This is a genomic window from Paenibacillus sp. Y301 (assembly GCF_059445505.1).
In genome coordinates, this window is record NZ_JCAIUL010000001.1 from 392890 (window position 1) to 408935 (window position 16046).

The 16046-nt window shown below is 40.7% G+C and carries 20 protein-coding genes; 14 read left to right on the forward strand and 6 right to left on the reverse strand.

Features of this window, described 5'->3' with window-relative positions:
* Nucleotides 1-20 precede the first annotated feature (20 nt).
* Both AC1D69_RS01910 and AC1D69_RS01915 read right to left on the reverse strand, forming a co-directional pair.
* Entirely contained in the window at nucleotides 21-752 is a 732-nt protein-coding gene (locus AC1D69_RS01910; protein ID WP_495454450.1) for a ZIP family metal transporter, read from the reverse strand.
* A 102-nt stretch (nucleotides 753-854) separates the two neighbouring features.
* Nucleotides 855-1424, reverse strand: a complete 570-nt coding sequence (locus AC1D69_RS01915; protein WP_495454451.1) for a thymidine kinase — start codon at nucleotides 1422-1424, stop codon at nucleotides 855-857.
* 121 nt (nucleotides 1425-1545) lie between these two features.
* Between AC1D69_RS01915 and AC1D69_RS01920 the strand changes: the two genes are divergently transcribed.
* Together AC1D69_RS01920 and AC1D69_RS01925 are read left to right on the forward strand one after the other, a co-directional pair.
* Nucleotides 1546-1755 (forward strand): hypothetical protein, encoded by a 210-nt coding sequence (locus AC1D69_RS01920; RefSeq protein WP_495454452.1) that lies wholly within the window; start codon nucleotides 1546-1548, stop codon nucleotides 1753-1755.
* 115 nt (nucleotides 1756-1870) lie between these two features.
* A complete protein-coding gene (locus AC1D69_RS01925) occupies nucleotides 1871-2179 on the forward strand; it encodes a hypothetical protein (RefSeq protein ID WP_495454453.1) in 309 nt (102 codons plus the stop codon).
* A 73-nt stretch (nucleotides 2180-2252) separates the two neighbouring features.
* Here AC1D69_RS01925 and AC1D69_RS01930 read toward each other — a convergent pair whose 3' ends face one another.
* Nucleotides 2253-2564, reverse strand: coding sequence for a DUF2627 domain-containing protein (locus tag AC1D69_RS01930; RefSeq protein WP_495454454.1), 312 nt, complete (start codon nucleotides 2562-2564; stop codon nucleotides 2253-2255).
* A gap of 200 nt (nucleotides 2565-2764) precedes the next feature.
* Between AC1D69_RS01930 and lpdA the strand changes: the two genes are divergently transcribed.
* From lpdA to lipB, 5 genes are all read left to right on the forward strand, one after another.
* Nucleotides 2765-4186 carry a dihydrolipoyl dehydrogenase gene (lpdA, locus tag AC1D69_RS01935; RefSeq protein ID WP_495454455.1) on the forward strand — a complete coding sequence of 474 codons (1422 nt, stop codon included), beginning with the start codon at nucleotides 2765-2767 and terminating at the stop codon, nucleotides 4184-4186.
* A gap of 174 nt (nucleotides 4187-4360) precedes the next feature.
* Nucleotides 4361-5395 carry a thiamine pyrophosphate-dependent dehydrogenase E1 component subunit alpha gene (locus AC1D69_RS01940; protein WP_495454456.1) on the forward strand — a complete coding sequence of 345 codons (1035 nt, stop codon included), beginning with the start codon at nucleotides 4361-4363 and terminating at the stop codon, nucleotides 5393-5395.
* Nucleotides 5386-6372 (forward strand): alpha-ketoacid dehydrogenase subunit beta, encoded by a 987-nt coding sequence (locus AC1D69_RS01945; protein WP_495454457.1) that lies wholly within the window; start codon nucleotides 5386-5388, stop codon nucleotides 6370-6372. Before AC1D69_RS01940 ends, AC1D69_RS01945 begins: the two co-directional genes overlap by 10 nt.
* Nucleotides 6373-6392: 20 nt before the next feature.
* On the forward strand, nucleotides 6393-7757 hold the full coding sequence (locus AC1D69_RS01950; protein WP_495454458.1) for a dihydrolipoamide acetyltransferase family protein: 1365 nt from the start codon (nucleotides 6393-6395) through the stop codon (nucleotides 7755-7757).
* Between the two features lie 54 nt (nucleotides 7758-7811).
* Entirely contained in the window at nucleotides 7812-8516 is a 705-nt protein-coding gene (gene lipB, locus AC1D69_RS01955) for a lipoyl(octanoyl) transferase LipB (protein WP_495454459.1), read from the forward strand.
* Between the two features lie 3 nt (nucleotides 8517-8519).
* On the opposite strand, the gene prli42 is transcribed toward lipB, so the two are convergent.
* Entirely contained in the window at nucleotides 8520-8621 is a 102-nt protein-coding gene (gene prli42 / locus AC1D69_RS01960; RefSeq protein ID WP_495454460.1) for a stressosome-associated protein Prli42, read from the reverse strand.
* Between the two features lie 97 nt (nucleotides 8622-8718).
* On the opposite strand from prli42, the gene AC1D69_RS01965 reads away from it, so the two are divergent.
* The gene (locus AC1D69_RS01965) at nucleotides 8719-9861 is read left to right on the forward strand and encodes a tripeptidase T (protein ID WP_495454461.1); all 1143 of its coding nucleotides are present in this window, start codon (nucleotides 8719-8721) and stop codon (nucleotides 9859-9861) included.
* 100 nt (nucleotides 9862-9961) lie between these two features.
* Here the strand turns inward: AC1D69_RS01965 and AC1D69_RS01970 are convergent, their stop codons facing one another.
* Nucleotides 9962-11194 carry a tetratricopeptide repeat protein gene (locus AC1D69_RS01970; protein WP_495454462.1) on the reverse strand — a complete coding sequence of 411 codons (1233 nt, stop codon included), beginning with the start codon at nucleotides 11192-11194 and terminating at the stop codon, nucleotides 9962-9964.
* Between the two features lie 113 nt (nucleotides 11195-11307).
* A complete protein-coding gene (gene mciZ / locus AC1D69_RS01975; RefSeq protein ID WP_495454463.1) occupies nucleotides 11308-11508 on the reverse strand; it encodes a Z-ring formation inhibitor MciZ in 201 nt (66 codons plus the stop codon).
* A gap of 29 nt (nucleotides 11509-11537) precedes the next feature.
* On the opposite strand from mciZ, the gene AC1D69_RS01980 reads away from it, so the two are divergent.
* The 6 genes from AC1D69_RS01980 to xerD all read left to right on the forward strand — a co-directional run bounded on the left by AC1D69_RS01980 (nucleotide 11538) and on the right by xerD (nucleotide 16023).
* Nucleotides 11538-12113, forward strand: coding sequence for an NUDIX domain-containing protein (locus tag AC1D69_RS01980; protein WP_495454464.1), 576 nt, complete (start codon nucleotides 11538-11540; stop codon nucleotides 12111-12113).
* Nucleotides 12110-13324 carry an endonuclease Q family protein gene (locus AC1D69_RS01985; protein WP_495454465.1) on the forward strand — a complete coding sequence of 405 codons (1215 nt, stop codon included), beginning with the start codon at nucleotides 12110-12112 and terminating at the stop codon, nucleotides 13322-13324. Before AC1D69_RS01980 ends, AC1D69_RS01985 begins: the two co-directional genes overlap by 4 nt.
* Nucleotides 13325-13395: 71 nt before the next feature.
* Nucleotides 13396-14046, forward strand: a complete 651-nt coding sequence (gene spoIIM / locus AC1D69_RS01990) for a stage II sporulation protein M (RefSeq protein WP_495454466.1) — start codon at nucleotides 13396-13398, stop codon at nucleotides 14044-14046.
* Between the two features lie 81 nt (nucleotides 14047-14127).
* Complete coding sequence (fur, locus tag AC1D69_RS01995) at nucleotides 14128-14592, forward strand: ferric iron uptake transcriptional regulator (protein ID WP_495454467.1); 465 nt, start codon at nucleotides 14128-14130, stop codon at nucleotides 14590-14592.
* A 163-nt stretch (nucleotides 14593-14755) separates the two neighbouring features.
* A complete protein-coding gene (locus AC1D69_RS02000; RefSeq protein ID WP_495454468.1) occupies nucleotides 14756-14992 on the forward strand; it encodes a DUF4227 family protein in 237 nt (78 codons plus the stop codon).
* Nucleotides 14993-15108: 116 nt separating this feature from the next.
* A complete protein-coding gene (gene xerD, locus AC1D69_RS02005; RefSeq protein ID WP_495454469.1) occupies nucleotides 15109-16023 on the forward strand; it encodes a site-specific tyrosine recombinase XerD in 915 nt (304 codons plus the stop codon).
* The last annotated feature ends 23 nt before the right edge of the window (nucleotides 16024-16046 follow it).

Here is a 16046-nt window from a genome sequence, read left to right on the forward strand (position 1 = left end):
CCTTATGACTGAAGGATAATTTAACTGAACATGTAACTGATATAGACCATTGCAAGTAAACCTATGATGAATGAGTATGTGGAGGGTCTCTCATAACCGTGACCATGACTCTCAGGAATGAGTTCCTTATACACAATAAACATCATCGCACCAGCAGCGAAAGCCAGACCGTAGCCTATTAAAGATTCGATGTAACTTGCGGTGAAGTAACCTACAATCGCCGCAATGACTTCCATAAAACCAGTGAGTGCAACGAGTAGAAAGGCATTGAGTTTTGTAAGGTTAGAATTCATTAAGAATACTGCCAAGATCAATCCTTCGGGCATATTCTGAGCACCAATTGAGATGGCAACCATGGGACCCAAACTCTCGTTGTCACTTGCAAAGCTAAACCCGGTACTAAGACCTTCTGGAATGTTATGTATGAATAGAGCGATAATGACGAGTAGCGATTTGGAATCAAACGTACTAATACCAGAGTCATTCTCAACATCAATATGAGGTATATTCTTCTCAATTAAGTCAAGAACAACAATACCTAACAACAATCCAATGGTTAGAGCTACAATGCCAGATTCATTGACAGCTTGTGGCATCAATCCAAAGGTGGAAGCGGATACCATGATGCCTGCGGTAAAGGCGATTAGGATATCCTTCCACTTTTCAGATAGGTTCTTGACAAAGAATAAAGGAACGGCTCCCAAAACGGTAGCCATTGCCGAAATAAAACTTCCAATAATAGCTGCTTCCATAAGAACACTCCTTATATATGATGGATTGTTAAGTTATCTCGCTGTTAGTTGTACAATCCGTTATATTCAAATAATGGATACAGAAGCGGTTTGTTTTGTGATCTATAACGGTGGGTTGGCATGGCACTTACGGCATACGGGATAATAGGTTTCATTACCACCAATCTGGATTTGTTGTCCTGTATAGATAGGTTTGCCGTTTTCTACACGCAATGTCATGGTAGCCTTACGTTCACAGAACCAACAGATGGTTTTCAACTCTTCAATTTTGTCCGCGTAAATCAGCATGTATTTACTTCCCTCGAACAGGTTGTTTTGAAAGTCATTTTTAAGACCAAATGCCATGACGGGAACATGAAGTTCGTCCACAATTTGGACTAGTTGAAGGATCCCTTTTTCAGTCATGAACTGACATTCATCGATGAGTACACATGATGGTTTCGGTTGATGCTCTTGTACGATTCGAAAAAGATTAGTATCCTCATAGATAGGGATTGCTTCTTTACGTAAACCAATTCTTGAGGAAACGTAACCTACTTCGTCCCTGTCATCGATCGCTGATGTGAAGATTAATACGTGTTTGTTCTGTTCTTCATAGTTATGGGCGACTTTAAGAATTTCAATGGATTTACCACTATTCATAGCCCCATATTTAAAAAATAACTGTGCCAACCTTACCTCTTCCTTTCAACTTGCCTCTAAGTATGATGTGAGGAATTTTTGATTTCCTGTACATTTATTTATATTAACAAAACTAGAAACACATAAACAGTACTTTTAAAGGAGAAAAAATATGGAATCGATTGAACAATACAAACAACGAATTGCAGATTTAGAAAGAACAGGGTCAGTTGATTCAGAAACCCACAAACTTGTGAATGATCTTGTGGAGGATTTAGATAAGTGTATTCAGTTGAATCTCTCACTAAGAAAGACCATTTTGAAATCCAATTCTAAGGAATCAAGGATGTCGACAAAGCTTCGTGACGCTTTATACGAGTAAAAGTTTATATCTTTATGTATGCATAAATGGGCCTAACCATCACACCAATTCAGACTTCTTGATATATGTTATAGGAAGGAGAGTTGGATAGCTTCTGTTGAAGGGTGGGGTGATGGTGAGTCTTTCTTCCAATAAAAAGCGACGACGGAGAAAAAGAGTTCAAATTTCTAACAAGGGGCAAAGTACGAATGGCTCTACCCCAAATTTAACTCCACAACAAATTTCTCTTATTGGTGCCCTTCTGGCTGGCTTCTTTAATATAGATTCTGTGATCTACACTCGTGATAATATATTACAAGTATTACTGACAACAGATAAGCTAACGGAGTTACCTATATTGGGTCCACCAACGAATGCTAATAAGTCGCAAGCAGATATTCAGGATACGATTAATATCATTGCGAGTGATCAAGGAACCTTTTGAAATCTGGAAATAGAAAAAAAGACTCCGTTAGCGTTAAACAAACGGGGTCTCTTTGGGTTGATTCATTCCACCCTCACATTTTCGATTGAGTAGGAGCTTTGGGTGGAGTCGGTTTCCTTTTTTCTTTGAAGCGAGGACCGACATAATTACGTTTCCGATCTCGAGTGAGAATCCAACCTCCCAGAAAAGCCATACCAGCAACAAAGAGGACAAGTCCTCCTCCAAAATGAAGCCATTGGAAGGATGGATCCGCTACAGACGCATCACCATGTATGGAGAGATAATCGAATAGGCTATCTTTCATCATTAGAAATCCTGTCATAGCCATCAAACCTGGAATAACCAATATTAGAATGGCGATGAAGCGGGTAATGAGTAATTTCATGGTTAAATCCTTCCTATTTCTTGGAATATTTATCTCCTTGTATAATACCGTTTTCATGGAAGGATGTCTATTTGAATAAAAGGCTAAACTTTGTAATATGAATGAAAAAGAGTAGAATATAAGAGAGTGACGGAATGTCAATCTAAGCAAGATGATTGTGACATTCCATTAGGTGAAAACCAAATAGGTGGAGGATATATATGACTATTACATGTGATATTGCAATACTCGGCGGAGGTACCGGTGGTTATGTGGCTGCAATTCGTGCCGCGCAGTTAGGTAAAGATGTCGTGATTATTGAAGAGGACAAGCTTGGTGGGACATGTCTCCATCGAGGCTGTATTCCAAGCAAATCTTTATTACGTAGTGCGGAGGTATTTGCGGAGATTAAAGAAAGCGATAGCTATGGTATTGAAACAAGTGGAGCCAAAGTGGTCTTCCCTAAAGTGCAACAGAGAAAGACGGATATTGTAGAACAATTGCATCAAGGCGTTCAATATTTAATGCGTAAAAATAAAATTAAAGTGCTACACGGCAAAGGGCGTGTGACTGGACCTTCTATATTCTCACCTAAGAGTGGGGCAGTAGCTGTGGAATTAGCAAACGGTGAAATGGAGACTATAGTACCAACACATTTAATTATTGCAACAGGTTCCCGTCCTCGGATACTGGCAGGTCTTGAACCAGATGGTGTTCATATTCTGAGTAGCGATGAGGCACTATTAATGGAGCAGCTACCTAAATCTATAGTTATTATCGGTGGTGGAGCCATTGGAGTGGAATGGGCCTCTATGCTGAATGATTTTGGAGTCGAGGTTACGATCGTAGAAACGGCCAATCAACTACTTCCACAAGAAGATGAGGAAGTCTCCAAAGAGCTAACACGAATCTTTAATCGTCGTGGCATTACGGTAATGACAGGTAGTAAAGTGCTAGCGGATACATACCAGGTGAGTGGTGGAGTAGTTACAATCAATGTAGAACAAGGGGGTAGCACCCATAGTCTAACCGCTGAGAAGTTGCTTGTATCGATTGGACGGCAAGCCAATGTAGAGAACATTGGTATTGAAAATACGGACGTGCGTACTGAAAAAGGATGCATTGCGGTTAATAAGTACTTACAGACTGGTGAAGCACACATCTATGCTATAGGAGATGTGATCGGTGGCGTTCAATTGGCCCATGCAGCAAGCCATGAAGGAATTGCAGCTGTGAATCACATGACTGGAGAAACAGTACATCCGTATGAATCACAACTTATACCGCGTTGTGTATATACGCGTCCTGAGGTAGCGAGTGTTGGCTATACGGAGAAGGAATCCAAGGCATTAGGATTGGAAGTTAAAGTTGGGAAGTTCCCTTTCCAAGCGATTGGAAAAGCATTAGTGCATGGAAACAAAGAAGGTTTCGTCAAAGTGATAGCTGACCGCAAGACAAATGATATTCTAGGGGTACAGATGATTGGCGTTCATGTAACGGATTTAATTAGCGAAGCTGCATTGGCACAAGTACTGAATGCAACACCTTGGGAAGTGAGCCAGACTATCCATCCACATCCTACTTTGTCTGAAGTGCTTGGAGAAGCTATGCTTGCAGTCGATGGAAATGCAATCGGAATGTAAGGTTGAATGGGATTTGTGATCTATAAGTTTAAAATTCTTATGTGAAATGTAATCAAACCGCCTTTTCTTTTTAGGGGTAAAAGGATTATAATAGGTTTAGCCTAGTCTTAGTACCTGGTTTTAAGATCAGATCAGATATGAGGATTTAGCTCTATGAACAAGGAGGTACCTACCATGAATGATAAAGAAAATGTTAAAGGGAATAATCAGCATGAGCAACTTGGACTGAGTGATGGTCAAGTGATTGACATGTACAGATATATGCTACTAGCACGCAAATTTGATGAACGTAATTTATTGTTACAACGAGCAGGGAAAATTAATTTCCACGTTTCAGGTGTAGGGCAAGAAACAGCTCAGGTTGCAGCAGCGTTTGCTCTAGATCGCGAGAAGGATTATTTCCTTCCGTATTATAGAGACTACGGTTTTGTACTAGCTGTAGGAATGACTCCTAGAGAATTGATGTTATCTGCCTTCGCAAAAGCAGAAGATCCTAATAGTGGTGGGCGTCAAATGCCAGGTCACTTTGGTAGCAAAAAATTACGAATTGTTACGGGATCTAGTCCGGTGACGACTCAAGTTCCTCATGCCGTTGGTTTTGCACTTGCTGCAAAAATGAAGAAAAAAGACTTTGTTTCTTTTGTTACTTTTGGCGAGGGATCAAGCAATCAAGGAGACTTCCACGAAGGTTGTAACTTTGCTGGGGTACATAAGTTGCCAGTGATCATTATGTGTGAGAACAATCAGTATGCGATTTCTGTTCCTATCCACAAGCAAATTAGTGGGAAAATTAGTGATCGTGCGCTGGGATATGGATTCCCTGGAATTCGTGTGGATGGTAACGACGCGTTAGAAGTGTACCGTGTAGTTAAAGAAGCAAGAGAACGCGCAATTCGTGGGGAAGGTCCAACGCTTATAGAAGCGATGATGTATCGACTCTCACCACATTCTACATCGGATAATGATCTTGCGTATCGTACACAGGAAGAAATCGATGAGAACTGGAAGAAAGATGGCGTAGCTCGGATGAAATCCTATTTAATAAATCTTGGTATTTGGGATGATGCTAAAGATGCAGATCTAGTGGATCAGTTAAATATGGAGATTAAAGAAGCTACGGAATATGCTGATCGGGCACCGTTCCCGAAACCAGAGGACACGCTTCTGCATGTCTATGCCATGTCTGAGGAGGATAAGTCATGCCAGTAATGGAATATATTGATGCGATTCGTCTTGCCATTAAGGAAGAGATGGAACGCGATGAGAACGTATTTGTACTTGGGGAAGACGTGGGAGTTAAGGGCGGCGTATTTACGACGACCAAAGGATTGTTGGATCAGTTCGGGGAAGAGCGCGTGATGGATACGCCGTTGGCTGAATCAGCTATCGCGGGTGTAGCTATTGGAGCTGCAATGTATGGGATGAAGCCTATTGCTGAGATGCAATACTCAGATTTCATGCTACCCGCAACGAATCAAATTATTAGTGAAGCGGCCAAAATCCGTTATCGTTCAAATAATGACTGGAATTGTCCGATTGTCGTTCGCGCACCTATTGGCGGAGGAATCTTCGGAGGGTTGTACCACTCTCAGTGTCCAGAATCGATATTCTTCGGCACACCGGGTCTAAAAATTGTTGCACCTTATTCTGCATATGATGCCAAAGGTTTATTAAAGGCAGCTATACGTGACCCAGATCCGGTACTCTTTTTCGAGAACAAGAAATGTTATAAACTCATTAAAGAAGACGTTCCATTAGATGATTATATTGTACCGCTCGGCGAAGCTAATCTGTTGCGCGAGGGCGAAGATATCACGGTTATCGGGTACAGTATGCCACTTCATTTCTGCATGCAGGCTGCTGAAGAGCTGGAGAAAGAATCAGGGATTACTGCACATGTCCTAGATTTGCGTACATTACAGCCACTAGATAGAGACGCTATCATTGCTGCAGTCCGTAAAACAGGTAAAGTCCTTATTGTTCATGAAGATAACAAGACAGGCGGTATTGGTGCCGAAGTATCTGCCATTATCTCAGAAGAGTGTTTGTATGATCTTGATGCACCGATTATGAGATTGTGTAGCCCAGATGTACCAGCGATGCCAATTAGCCCGCCTATGGAGAAATTCTACATGCTTAGCAAGGATAAAGTGAAAGAAGCCATGATCCAATTGGCGAACTACTAGGAAGCTTAGGAGTGAAGAATATGTCTGAACAATTAACCGATGTGTTTATGCCACAGCTCGCCGAATCGCTTGTCTCTGCAACGATTGGCAAATGGCTTAAACAACCTGGAGATAGAATTGAACAGTATGAACCGATCTGTGAAGTGATTACAGATAAGGTGAATGCTGAAATTCCATCCACATTGGATGGTGTAATGGGAGAACTTATAGCTGAAGAGGGTCAAGTTATTGCTGTTGGGGAGGTTATTTGTAGAATCGCTGTTGCTTCTACGAATAATTCGGCGCCCGTAAATGTAGTAGCGAATACAACTACACATGAAGCTTCAGCAACTGCATCTACTGATCAATCTATGCGTAGTCGATATTCACCAGCTGTTCAAACTTTAGCAGCGGAGCACCACTTGAATCTTAATGATATTAAAGGAACAGGTATGGGTGGAAGAATCACTCGAAAAGATGTTCTAGCACATGTAGAGCAAGGATCTTCAGGACAAGGTAATTCATCATCCGTTATCTCCTCGCAGGATACGGGAGGAGCATCACCCTTCGATGGATTAAATCATATTAACCCTGCTGTGACTCCTTCTCAGTATGTGGAGAATACTGCGCCAGCTTCTCGGAATTCAGGACTCCATTTGAATGCAACTCCACCCATTCCAAACAATGTGATTGAAGGACAATCAGGAAGAACGGAGTCACTTATTGATATCACGCCGGTTCGCAATACTATTGCCACACGTATGCGACAAAGTGTATCTGAAATCCCTCATGCTTGGACAATGATTGAAGTGGATGTAACGAATTTAGTCTTGTTACGAAATAAGCTCAAGGACGAGTTTAAGCGTAATGAAGGTTTTAATTTAACGTATTTAGCCTTTCTTTTGAAAGCTGTTGTTAATGCAATAAAAGATTACCCAATCATGAACTCCGTATGGGCAGTAGACAAAATTATTGTCAAACGTGACATTAACATCTCTTTGGCTGTAGGAACGGAAGATACGGTAATGACGCCTGTTATTCAAAGAGCAGATCAGAAGAATATTGCGGGTCTTGCTAGAGAAATTGAAGAGCTTGCAACTAAGACTAGACAAGGGAAATTAAAGTTGGATGATATGCAGGGTGGTACGTTTACAGTAAACAATACAGGGTCCTTTGGTTCCGTGTTATCGTATCCGATTATAAATTATCCACAAGCGGCTATTCTCACATTCGAATCGATTGTTAAAAGACCGGTTGTTATTAACGATATGATCGCCGTTCGTTCAATGGCTAATTTATGCTTATCGTTAGATCATCGAATTCTGGATGGTGTGATCTGTGGTCGCTTTCTCCAACGTGTAAAAGAAAACTTGGAAGGCTACACCTTGGATACGAAGTTGTATTAGAACCACAATGTGAAACAAATAGGTTAACTTCGTTTCTTTTACGGAAGGGTGAGGATGGATTTGCGCAAAACGCTTGATATTTCGTATACCCCATTTATGGACTATGGTGAAGCTTGGGATCTACAAAAGGAAATCGTTCGTCGTATAGATCTTGGAGAGCAAGAGGAAAGTCTCTTGCTTCTGCAACACCCACCTACGTATACCATGGGATCACAAAAACATCCAGAACATCTTCTTCTCAGTGAAGATCAGTTAAAGGAACGTGGAATTGCTTTGTTTCAAATTGATAGAGGTGGAGATATTACTTATCATGGTCCAGGGCAACTGGTAGGATATCCCCTACTTTTATTAAATGGACAGGGGTTAGACTTACATGGATATTTACGCAATCTAGAACAAGTCATTATTGATTATCTGCATCTTTATGGTGTTGTTGGAAGCCGGAAACCGAAATATACAGGTGTGTGGGTAGGTGAAGACAAGATTTGTGCGATCGGTGTGAAGTTTAATAAGTGTCGCCACCATCGAGGTTTTGTAACAAGTCATGGATTCGCTTTTAATATAACTTCTGGTATTCAGAATGAAGGATTTCTAGGAATTGTTCCATGTGGGATTAATGAATTCGGTGTGACATCACTTGAGGATTGCACCGGGGAATCATTTGATATCATGCAAGTTGCTAATGAGATCGCTCCAATATTTACTTCCATATTTGATTATGAAGGGTACGTATCGGATACATTAAGAGAAGCCCGCTGATTTCTAGCGGGCAAGGAAAGGTTCAACGACCATGAGTAAAGTAGAGCCAAGCATGGCGATGAGCATAAGATAAATGAAAACACGAAATACTTTTTTTCGTTGCATGATGAAACTCCTTTAATTTAGGTTGATTTAGAAGTCATAGACTAGGTCTATTACTATTCACTTATTGTAACGTATCTACGAGAGAGAGGGAAGTCCAATGACATCACAAGAGCGTATTGTGCAGGAATTTATAGAATTGGTACAGGTAGACAGCGAAACTATGCATGAAGAGGAAATATGTGTTGTACTCAAGAAAAAGTTCACTGAACTTGGATTGAATGTTGTGGAAGATGATAGTAAAGAGCGGACGGGTCATGGAGCGGGGAACCTAATTATTACTTGGGAAGCAGATCAACTTATTGATGCTCCGCATATCTTTTTCACATGCCATATGGATACTGTTACACCTGGTGTTGGCATTAAACCGTCACTTGGTGAAGATGGATGGATCACAAGTGACGGAACGACAATTCTAGGTGCAGATGACAAGGCTGGGATTGCAGCTATTCTAGAGGCTATTCGTGTCATTCAGGAACAGAAGATACCTCACGGACAGATTCAATTTATCATTACTGCTGGTGAGGAATCAGGACTTCGTGGAGCAAGAGCATTTGATCCTACGCTTATGGATGCAGAATACGGTTATGCCATAGATTCTAATGGTGAGATCGGTGCAATTGCTGTTGCGGCACCTACACAAGCTAAAATTACGATGACAATCATTGGTAAATCAGCACATGCTGGTGTCAATCCCGAAGATGGAATTAGCGCCATTCAAGTGGCTTCGAAAGCCATTTCACGTATGAATCTGGGTCGCATTGACCATGAGACAACTGCTAATATTGGTAAATTCTTTGGCGGTGGACCAACAAATGTCGTATGTGATCGCGTTCAATTAGATGCTGAAGCCCGTAGTATTGTTCAAGACAAAGTAGATAAACAGATTGCACAGATGAGAGAAGCGCTTGAGACTACAGTTCGTGAATATAATGCAGAGTGCGAATTCCGTAGTGAAATTGTATATCCTGCGTTTAATTTCAATGAGAACGATGCTGTCGTTAAGCTCGCTCAGCGTGCAATCGCTAATCTGGGGTTATCGAGTAGAACATTCCATTCCGGTGGAGGAAGCGATGCTAATATATTTAATGGGTTCGGCATTCCTACCGTTAACCTGGCTCTTGGATATGAGAACATTCATACAACGAAAGAACGGATTAAAGCAGCAGATATGCTAAAAGCTTCCGAAATGGTCGTAGCGATCATTCAAGAATCTGGTAAAGAGATAGCTAAGAAGGGGTAATACTTTTCTTTATGATATGAATTGATAAAATCCTGACCATCAGACTGCGATCTGATGGTCAGGATTTTTTAGTGTGTCTTTTAGTTTCTAAGTCTACTCTTTAGTATGACTTGAACTTGAATTGAGGGAAGTAGATCGGCCCACCCAATGCATCTGCTGCAATACGTCGCTCTTGTGCATGGTTCCACACGGTATGCCAATGGGTATCCTGAATAAGATGCAGGGATTGGTGAACATTATGTATATATTGGTCTAAAAGCTTAGCAGAGTCCCCTTCTTCTACAAGATGATCATTTCTATCTAATAACGATTTTAGTGATTTAGTTAAATAGCATGATGCTGTTGCGAATTGTGCATTAGTATAGCTAGGATCATTCATATACAGTTGTTCGAAATATTCAGCAGCCGATTGAAATTGACCTTCATCATACATCATTTCACCAATCATAAAGCATATATGATGATTGCTAGTTCCCTTCGGATCCATAGGAAGTTGGGGTAAAGTAGAGAGAAGATCCAGAGCTTTACGACGATAGCCCTCGGTATATAATACGTGGATCAACTGCTTCAACTCATCTTCAGAGGGATCAACCAGAATAGTCGAACATACATCGGGCTGACTGTGGCAAATAGCTAACTTAGCCATATCTAAGCGTTCTGAGCGTGTGAAATTAAAGGATGAGCCATCGTGAGCTAACCACCGGCAGAGATTACAAAGGGTCTCAACAGAAGAGGTGAACGGTCCGATATCTATTTCAATATGGTGGAGTTCTTCCAGTCTCTCCAACAAACGAAAAGCTTCTAAGAATTCACCTGTATGAAGACAGCATTGAATATATTGAATGTATTCGATCTTATGTAATGAGTTGCGGATGGAAGAGTAAAGATTAGAAGCTTCCTTATAGCATCCTAAAAGGAATAAAGCATCGGCTAGTAACTTAGAATTAAGCTTGTTCTTGGAGCACTTCTTATATAGAATGGAAGCTATTTCATGGTCTTGTTTGCCCATCGAATGAAGCAGTTCACCCCATTCAACTAACCCTTCCAACTTAAATTTACCAGATTTTAGACATTGCTGAAATGCGAGAACGGCTTCGGTTTTATTTCCTACTACTTTGTTAATCTTGCCATATTCTAGCCATACTAAGGACTTGTCGAAACCATCGGTAGAAAATACCCCTTTGAACTCATGGGTGCTTTGTAATGCCTTTTTTAAGCTGTCTAAAGCTTCAGTATGTAGACCTCGTGATTTATACCACATACCTATCTTGAATTGAAGTGATGGGGGAAAAGGGTCACTTAATAGATATTCATTCAATTCATTTATAGTCATTACAAACACCTCCACTTATTTCTATAACGCTATAATATACTATTTGTTTGGAGGAGGACTAAATAATTTAATATAAAAGTATGAATATTGAACATAATAGCAATGAATTGAAGTTATTTTGTCTTTTCCAGCAGTTCTTTAACCGTAATGTGTGAACCCCATTGCTTCTGCCATTGTTGGAGCATGATTCTGATCTGCCAAGCTTTTCCCACCATGTGAAATGAATTCGTTGATCGATAGCTTTTCATAGGTTTTCCTTCTTTCAAATGAAGTTTGGTATAATAAACACCATATGTATCAGCTTGTCCTTTCATGCTTATTTATATAATTAGGAGGTTTTATTTTGAAAGATAATAGTCTGAACCGATCATCTGCATTGGATGAAGTAACGATATCAACGAAGCCAATATTTGAAGGCGAAATAATAACTTTACAAGTGGATACCGTGCGTTTGCCAGACGGGAAAACAGCAACACGGGAAGTGGTTCGACACCCTGGAGCTGTTGCAGTCCTTGCATTACATGATGGGAAGATGTTGGTTGTTGACCAATTCCGTCAACCTATGGGCCGGTGTGAAGTGGAGATTCCAGCAGGGAAACTTGAACCTGGTGAAGATCCGATGGAAGCTGCAACTCGTGAATTAGAGGAAGAAACGGGGTATCGTTGTGGGGATATTAAGCTGTTACAATCGTTCTACACATCCCCTGGATTTGCTGATGAGATTATCCATTTGTATGTGACGCAAGATTTGGAGATAGGTGAGATGTCTCCAGATGAGGATGAATTTCTTGAGTTATCCGAAATCACGCTTGAAGAAGCGTACCTTTATATCAAAGAAGGACGGATTAGTGATGCCAAGACCATCATGGCCGTCTATGCTTGGCATCTATTTATGCTCACAGGGGAATTTGGGTCATGACTGTGAAGTCGTTAATAACCCAAGACTCCCTCCAAGATTATTATGCTGATTTACATATTCATATTGGTAGGGCGACCAATGGGCAAGCTGTCAAGATTACAGGAAGTAGGAATCTCACGTTTGCTAATATCGCTAAAGAGGCAGCAGAGCGTAAAGGAATAGAACTTATAGGGATCATTGATTGTCATTCCCCATCCGTACAGAGCGATATTCTATCTTGTCTGTATTCTGGAGAAATGAATGAGATTGACGGTGGTGGGATTGAATATCAAGGAACGACCATCTTGCTCGGTTGTGAGATTGAATTCAATGAACCTGGTAAGGGAGCGGCACATCTATTAACGTATTTCCCTAATTTGTCTGTAATGCAGCAATTTAGTGCGTGGATGAGCCATCATATGACGAATATTAACCTGAGTACACAACGGATTTATGTACCTGTACGTGAACTACAAGAAGAGGTAGTTCAACGTGGTGGGATTGTTATCCCAGCACATGTATTTACACCGCATAAGGGGATTTACGGGAATGTAACCGACAGAATGGCTGACGTATTGGATCTGGATTTAATAAGTGGTATTGAGCTTGGATTAAGTGCAGATTCCACGATGGCAGGTTTGCTCAGTGAGTTGGATAACGTTACTTTTCTAAGTAATTCAGACGCGCATTCCTTTGGCAAAATAGGACGAGAATATAATCGGATTCGTATGGAAACTCCTTCATTTGATGAGTTTCGGAAAGCTTTGAAGAGAGAAGATGGCCGACAAGTGATCGCTAATTATGGATTGAATCCCCGTCTAGGTAAGTATCATCGGACGTTCTGTAATGCTTGTCACAGCATCATTGAAGAGGATGTACCCACTACGAATAACCATTTATGTCCCTATTGTGGAGTGGCCAAAATTGTACAAGGCGTGATGGAACGTATCCATACCATTTCGGATCGGGATACAGCTCATATCCCAGAACATCGTCCACCCTATCATTTTCAAATTCCATTAGAATTCATACCTGGCCTCGGCAAAGCTAAGATGGCTTCGTTACTTCGAGTTTTTGGAACGGAAATGAACATCCTTCACCAAGCAAATGAACAATCGATTGCTGAAGTAGTAGGAATGGACATGGCGAAGCACATCATTATGGCACGGAATGGTGAGCTGAATCTTACATCTGGTGGCGGAGGAACCTACGGTAAAGTGAATCCGATCTAAGGACAAGTCATAGTTTGGATGAGTCTCTCATAACCTATAAGTATGTGATAGGAAGGGAGACTCTTTTAAAAATGCAATCAATACGTCATTCCTTTAAAGACCAGACTATGCTTTTTATTTTTGTAGCTGTATTATTCCTCGTTGGAGTCATATTTGGGGCTCTGATGGTTAATGCACTTTCTTTAGAGCAACAACAGGATCTGGCAAGATATTTGGGTAATTATTTTGTAACTTTGGACCAAGGTAGTACTGGAACTGAACAGGCTACTTATTGGAATATTGCTATGTTGCATTTGAAGTGGGTAGGATTAATCTGGATCTGTGGGCTATCGGTTATTGGTCTACCAGGTATATTAATTCTTGATTTCTTAAAGGGAGTTCTCATAGGATTCACTGTTGGTTATTTAGTAGGACAGTTCTCATGGAAAGGGCTTCTATTTGCGTTAGTATCCGTTGCCCCTCATAATTTATTTGTTATTCCTGTATTAGTACTTTGTAGCGTGGCTGCCATTAGCTTTTCCCTTCATATTATTAAAAATAGAGTTATGATGCATCGTCATGGGAATATAACACGTCCTTTTGTTAATTATGTTATGTTGACTGTGGTGATGGGTGCACTTATGTTGGGGATTTCATCGTTTGAAACATGGGTAACGCCAGCGATGATGCGCTGGGTGACACCTATGCTAGTTAATCCAACGACACTCTCCTTTTTATATTAGAAATGCGTTTGACTTTATGAATAATCTCACCCTATAATGAAGGAAGTGATTAATTAGGCAGTATTTCCTAGGGGGGAGAGTATGCAGGCTCGGATCGATAAAATCAAACAACAATTACAATCCCAGGGCTATAAGCTGACACCCCAGCGGGAAGCCACCGTCAGAATTCTATTAGAGAATGAAGAAGACCACCTCAGTGCAGAAGATGTCTTTATGCTAGTGAAAGAAATAGCACCTGAGATTGGATTAGCTACAGTGTATCGTACACTTGAACTATTGAGTGAACTTCATGTTGTGGAGAAGATCAATTTTGGTGACGGTGTAGCTCGATATGACTTGCGGACAGACACGGCGAAACATCATCATCACCATCTTATTTGTGTCCAGTGTGGACGTATGGATGAAATTCGTGAAGATTGGCTTGGTCCGTTGGAGGAACGTTTAGACAGGGAATATAATTTCACTGTGTCGGATCATAGACTTGATTTCCATGGTATTTGTAGTCGCTGCAACGAGAAAAACACGGGTAACAACAAGGAATCTTAACGTATACATTCGTAATGAATATATGAATAGTGTAACCAAGCTCTCGCCAGCATAAGATTTGTTTGGAGGGAGCTTTTTGCTGTATACTGAAGTTTCATGAATTTAAGTGCTTGTCATAATACCTACGGCTCTCTCATATCTTCAAGGTAAGAGGAGGGATTCTATGGTTATTTCGTTGCGTAAATGCCTTGCATTTTTAAGATCTGTCATTGTTTTTATAGCATTAACTTATTTATTGTACAATCTTTTAGGTATTTTTGGAGAATGGATCACGCCTGTGGATCATTACAAAATTCCCAAAGGGTATGCTGTTAAAGCTTTTGGGGATGTTGATGGACAGACGAGTGTGGATACCAGTATGGGTGAACGCCTCCGTTTTTATTACTGGTACGGTGAATAAAGATGCTAAATCGCAAAGAAGGATTTTATATGATTTTGTCGAATTAACAGATATAATTTATTTAAGGCATAGTGAAATGAAGCTTCCTATATGCCTACAAAGGAGTGCAATGATCGATGAAGAACTATCTGGCACCCTTTATTCGCTATATGGATGAAGAAAAAGGACTGTCTCTGAATACGTTAGAGAGCTATGAACGAGATTTGACACAGTTTCTGGAATTTGTCGATAGTCGTGGAATTACTTCTCTACAAGAGATCAATCGAAGCCACATCCTTCTTTTTTTGGGAGCTGTGAAACAACAAGGTCGTGCTGCTGCGACGGTCACACGTAAGACGGTCTCTATTCGCTCTTTTTTTCAATATTTAGTAAGAGAATCTTTAGTGGGACAAGACCCTTCCCTACAAATGGAAACTCCTAAGATTGTGAAGACACCACCCAACGTACTCACTGTTGAAGAGGTAGAGTTATTACTATCAGCGCCAGATACTACGACCGATCAAGGAATGAGAGACAAGGCGATGTTAGAGCTACTGTATGCGACAGGAATGAAGGTCTCTGAAATCGTATCCCTGGATACAGAACATGTTCATACAGATCTTAGATACTTACATTGTATGGGTACTTCACGTAAGGAAAGAATTCTTCCTATGAATAGAGTGTCTGCGGACTGCTTGGATATGTATTTGAAAGAAAGTCGGGACAAGCTTGCTAAGGGAAATAAGGAAGAGACTGCGCTGTTTCTGAACAGTCTAGGAAGCCGTCTGACACGACAAGGGTTCTGGAAGATGTTGAAGAAACACGCCAAAGAAACAGGAATACACATGGATATTACGCCATATACATTACGCCATTCTTTTGCTACTCATTTGCTGGATAATGGTGCAGATCTTAGATCCGTACAGGAAATGCTAGGGCATTCTGATATTTCAACGACGCAAGTATATAGTTCTTTGATTAAGAAGAATCTGAAAGAACAATATGATGATCATCATCCTCGCTCTATGAGACATCCAGGGATGTTAGAATGATATGTGAAATCAATAAAAAGGTG

Coding starts and splice junctions, on each gene's coding strand:
- fur (WP_495454467.1), top strand. CDS start 14,128: ATGCAGGCTCGGATCGATAAAATCAAACAACAATTACAATCCCAGGGC.
- AC1D69_RS01945 (WP_495454457.1), top strand. CDS start 5,386: ATGCCAGTAATGGAATATATTGATGCGATTCGTCTTGCCATTAAGGAA.
- AC1D69_RS01965 (WP_495454461.1), top strand. CDS start 8,719: ATGACATCACAAGAGCGTATTGTGCAGGAATTTATAGAATTGGTACAG.
- spoIIM (WP_495454466.1), top strand. CDS start 13,396: ATGCAATCAATACGTCATTCCTTTAAAGACCAGACTATGCTTTTTATT.
- AC1D69_RS01940 (WP_495454456.1), top strand. CDS start 4,361: ATGAATGATAAAGAAAATGTTAAAGGGAATAATCAGCATGAGCAACTT.
- lipB (WP_495454459.1), top strand. CDS start 7,812: ATGGATTTGCGCAAAACGCTTGATATTTCGTATACCCCATTTATGGAC.
- AC1D69_RS02000 (WP_495454468.1), top strand. CDS start 14,756: ATGGTTATTTCGTTGCGTAAATGCCTTGCATTTTTAAGATCTGTCATT.
- AC1D69_RS01985 (WP_495454465.1), top strand. CDS start 12,110: ATGACTGTGAAGTCGTTAATAACCCAAGACTCCCTCCAAGATTATTAT.
- lpdA (WP_495454455.1), top strand. CDS start 2,765: ATGACTATTACATGTGATATTGCAATACTCGGCGGAGGTACCGGTGGT.
- AC1D69_RS01970 (WP_495454462.1), bottom strand. CDS start 11,194: ATGACTATAAATGAATTGAATGAATATCTATTAAGTGACCCTTTTCCC.
- AC1D69_RS01950 (WP_495454458.1), top strand. CDS start 6,393: ATGTCTGAACAATTAACCGATGTGTTTATGCCACAGCTCGCCGAATCG.
- prli42 (WP_495454460.1), bottom strand. CDS start 8,621: ATGCAACGAAAAAAAGTATTTCGTGTTTTCATTTATCTTATGCTCATC.
- mciZ (WP_495454463.1), bottom strand. CDS start 11,508: ATGAAAGGACAAGCTGATACATATGGTGTTTATTATACCAAACTTCAT.
- AC1D69_RS01920 (WP_495454452.1), top strand. CDS start 1,546: ATGGAATCGATTGAACAATACAAACAACGAATTGCAGATTTAGAAAGA.
- xerD (WP_495454469.1), top strand. CDS start 15,109: ATGAAGAACTATCTGGCACCCTTTATTCGCTATATGGATGAAGAAAAA.
- AC1D69_RS01930 (WP_495454454.1), bottom strand. CDS start 2,564: ATGAAATTACTCATTACCCGCTTCATCGCCATTCTAATATTGGTTATT.
- AC1D69_RS01910 (WP_495454450.1), bottom strand. CDS start 752: ATGGAAGCAGCTATTATTGGAAGTTTTATTTCGGCAATGGCTACCGTT.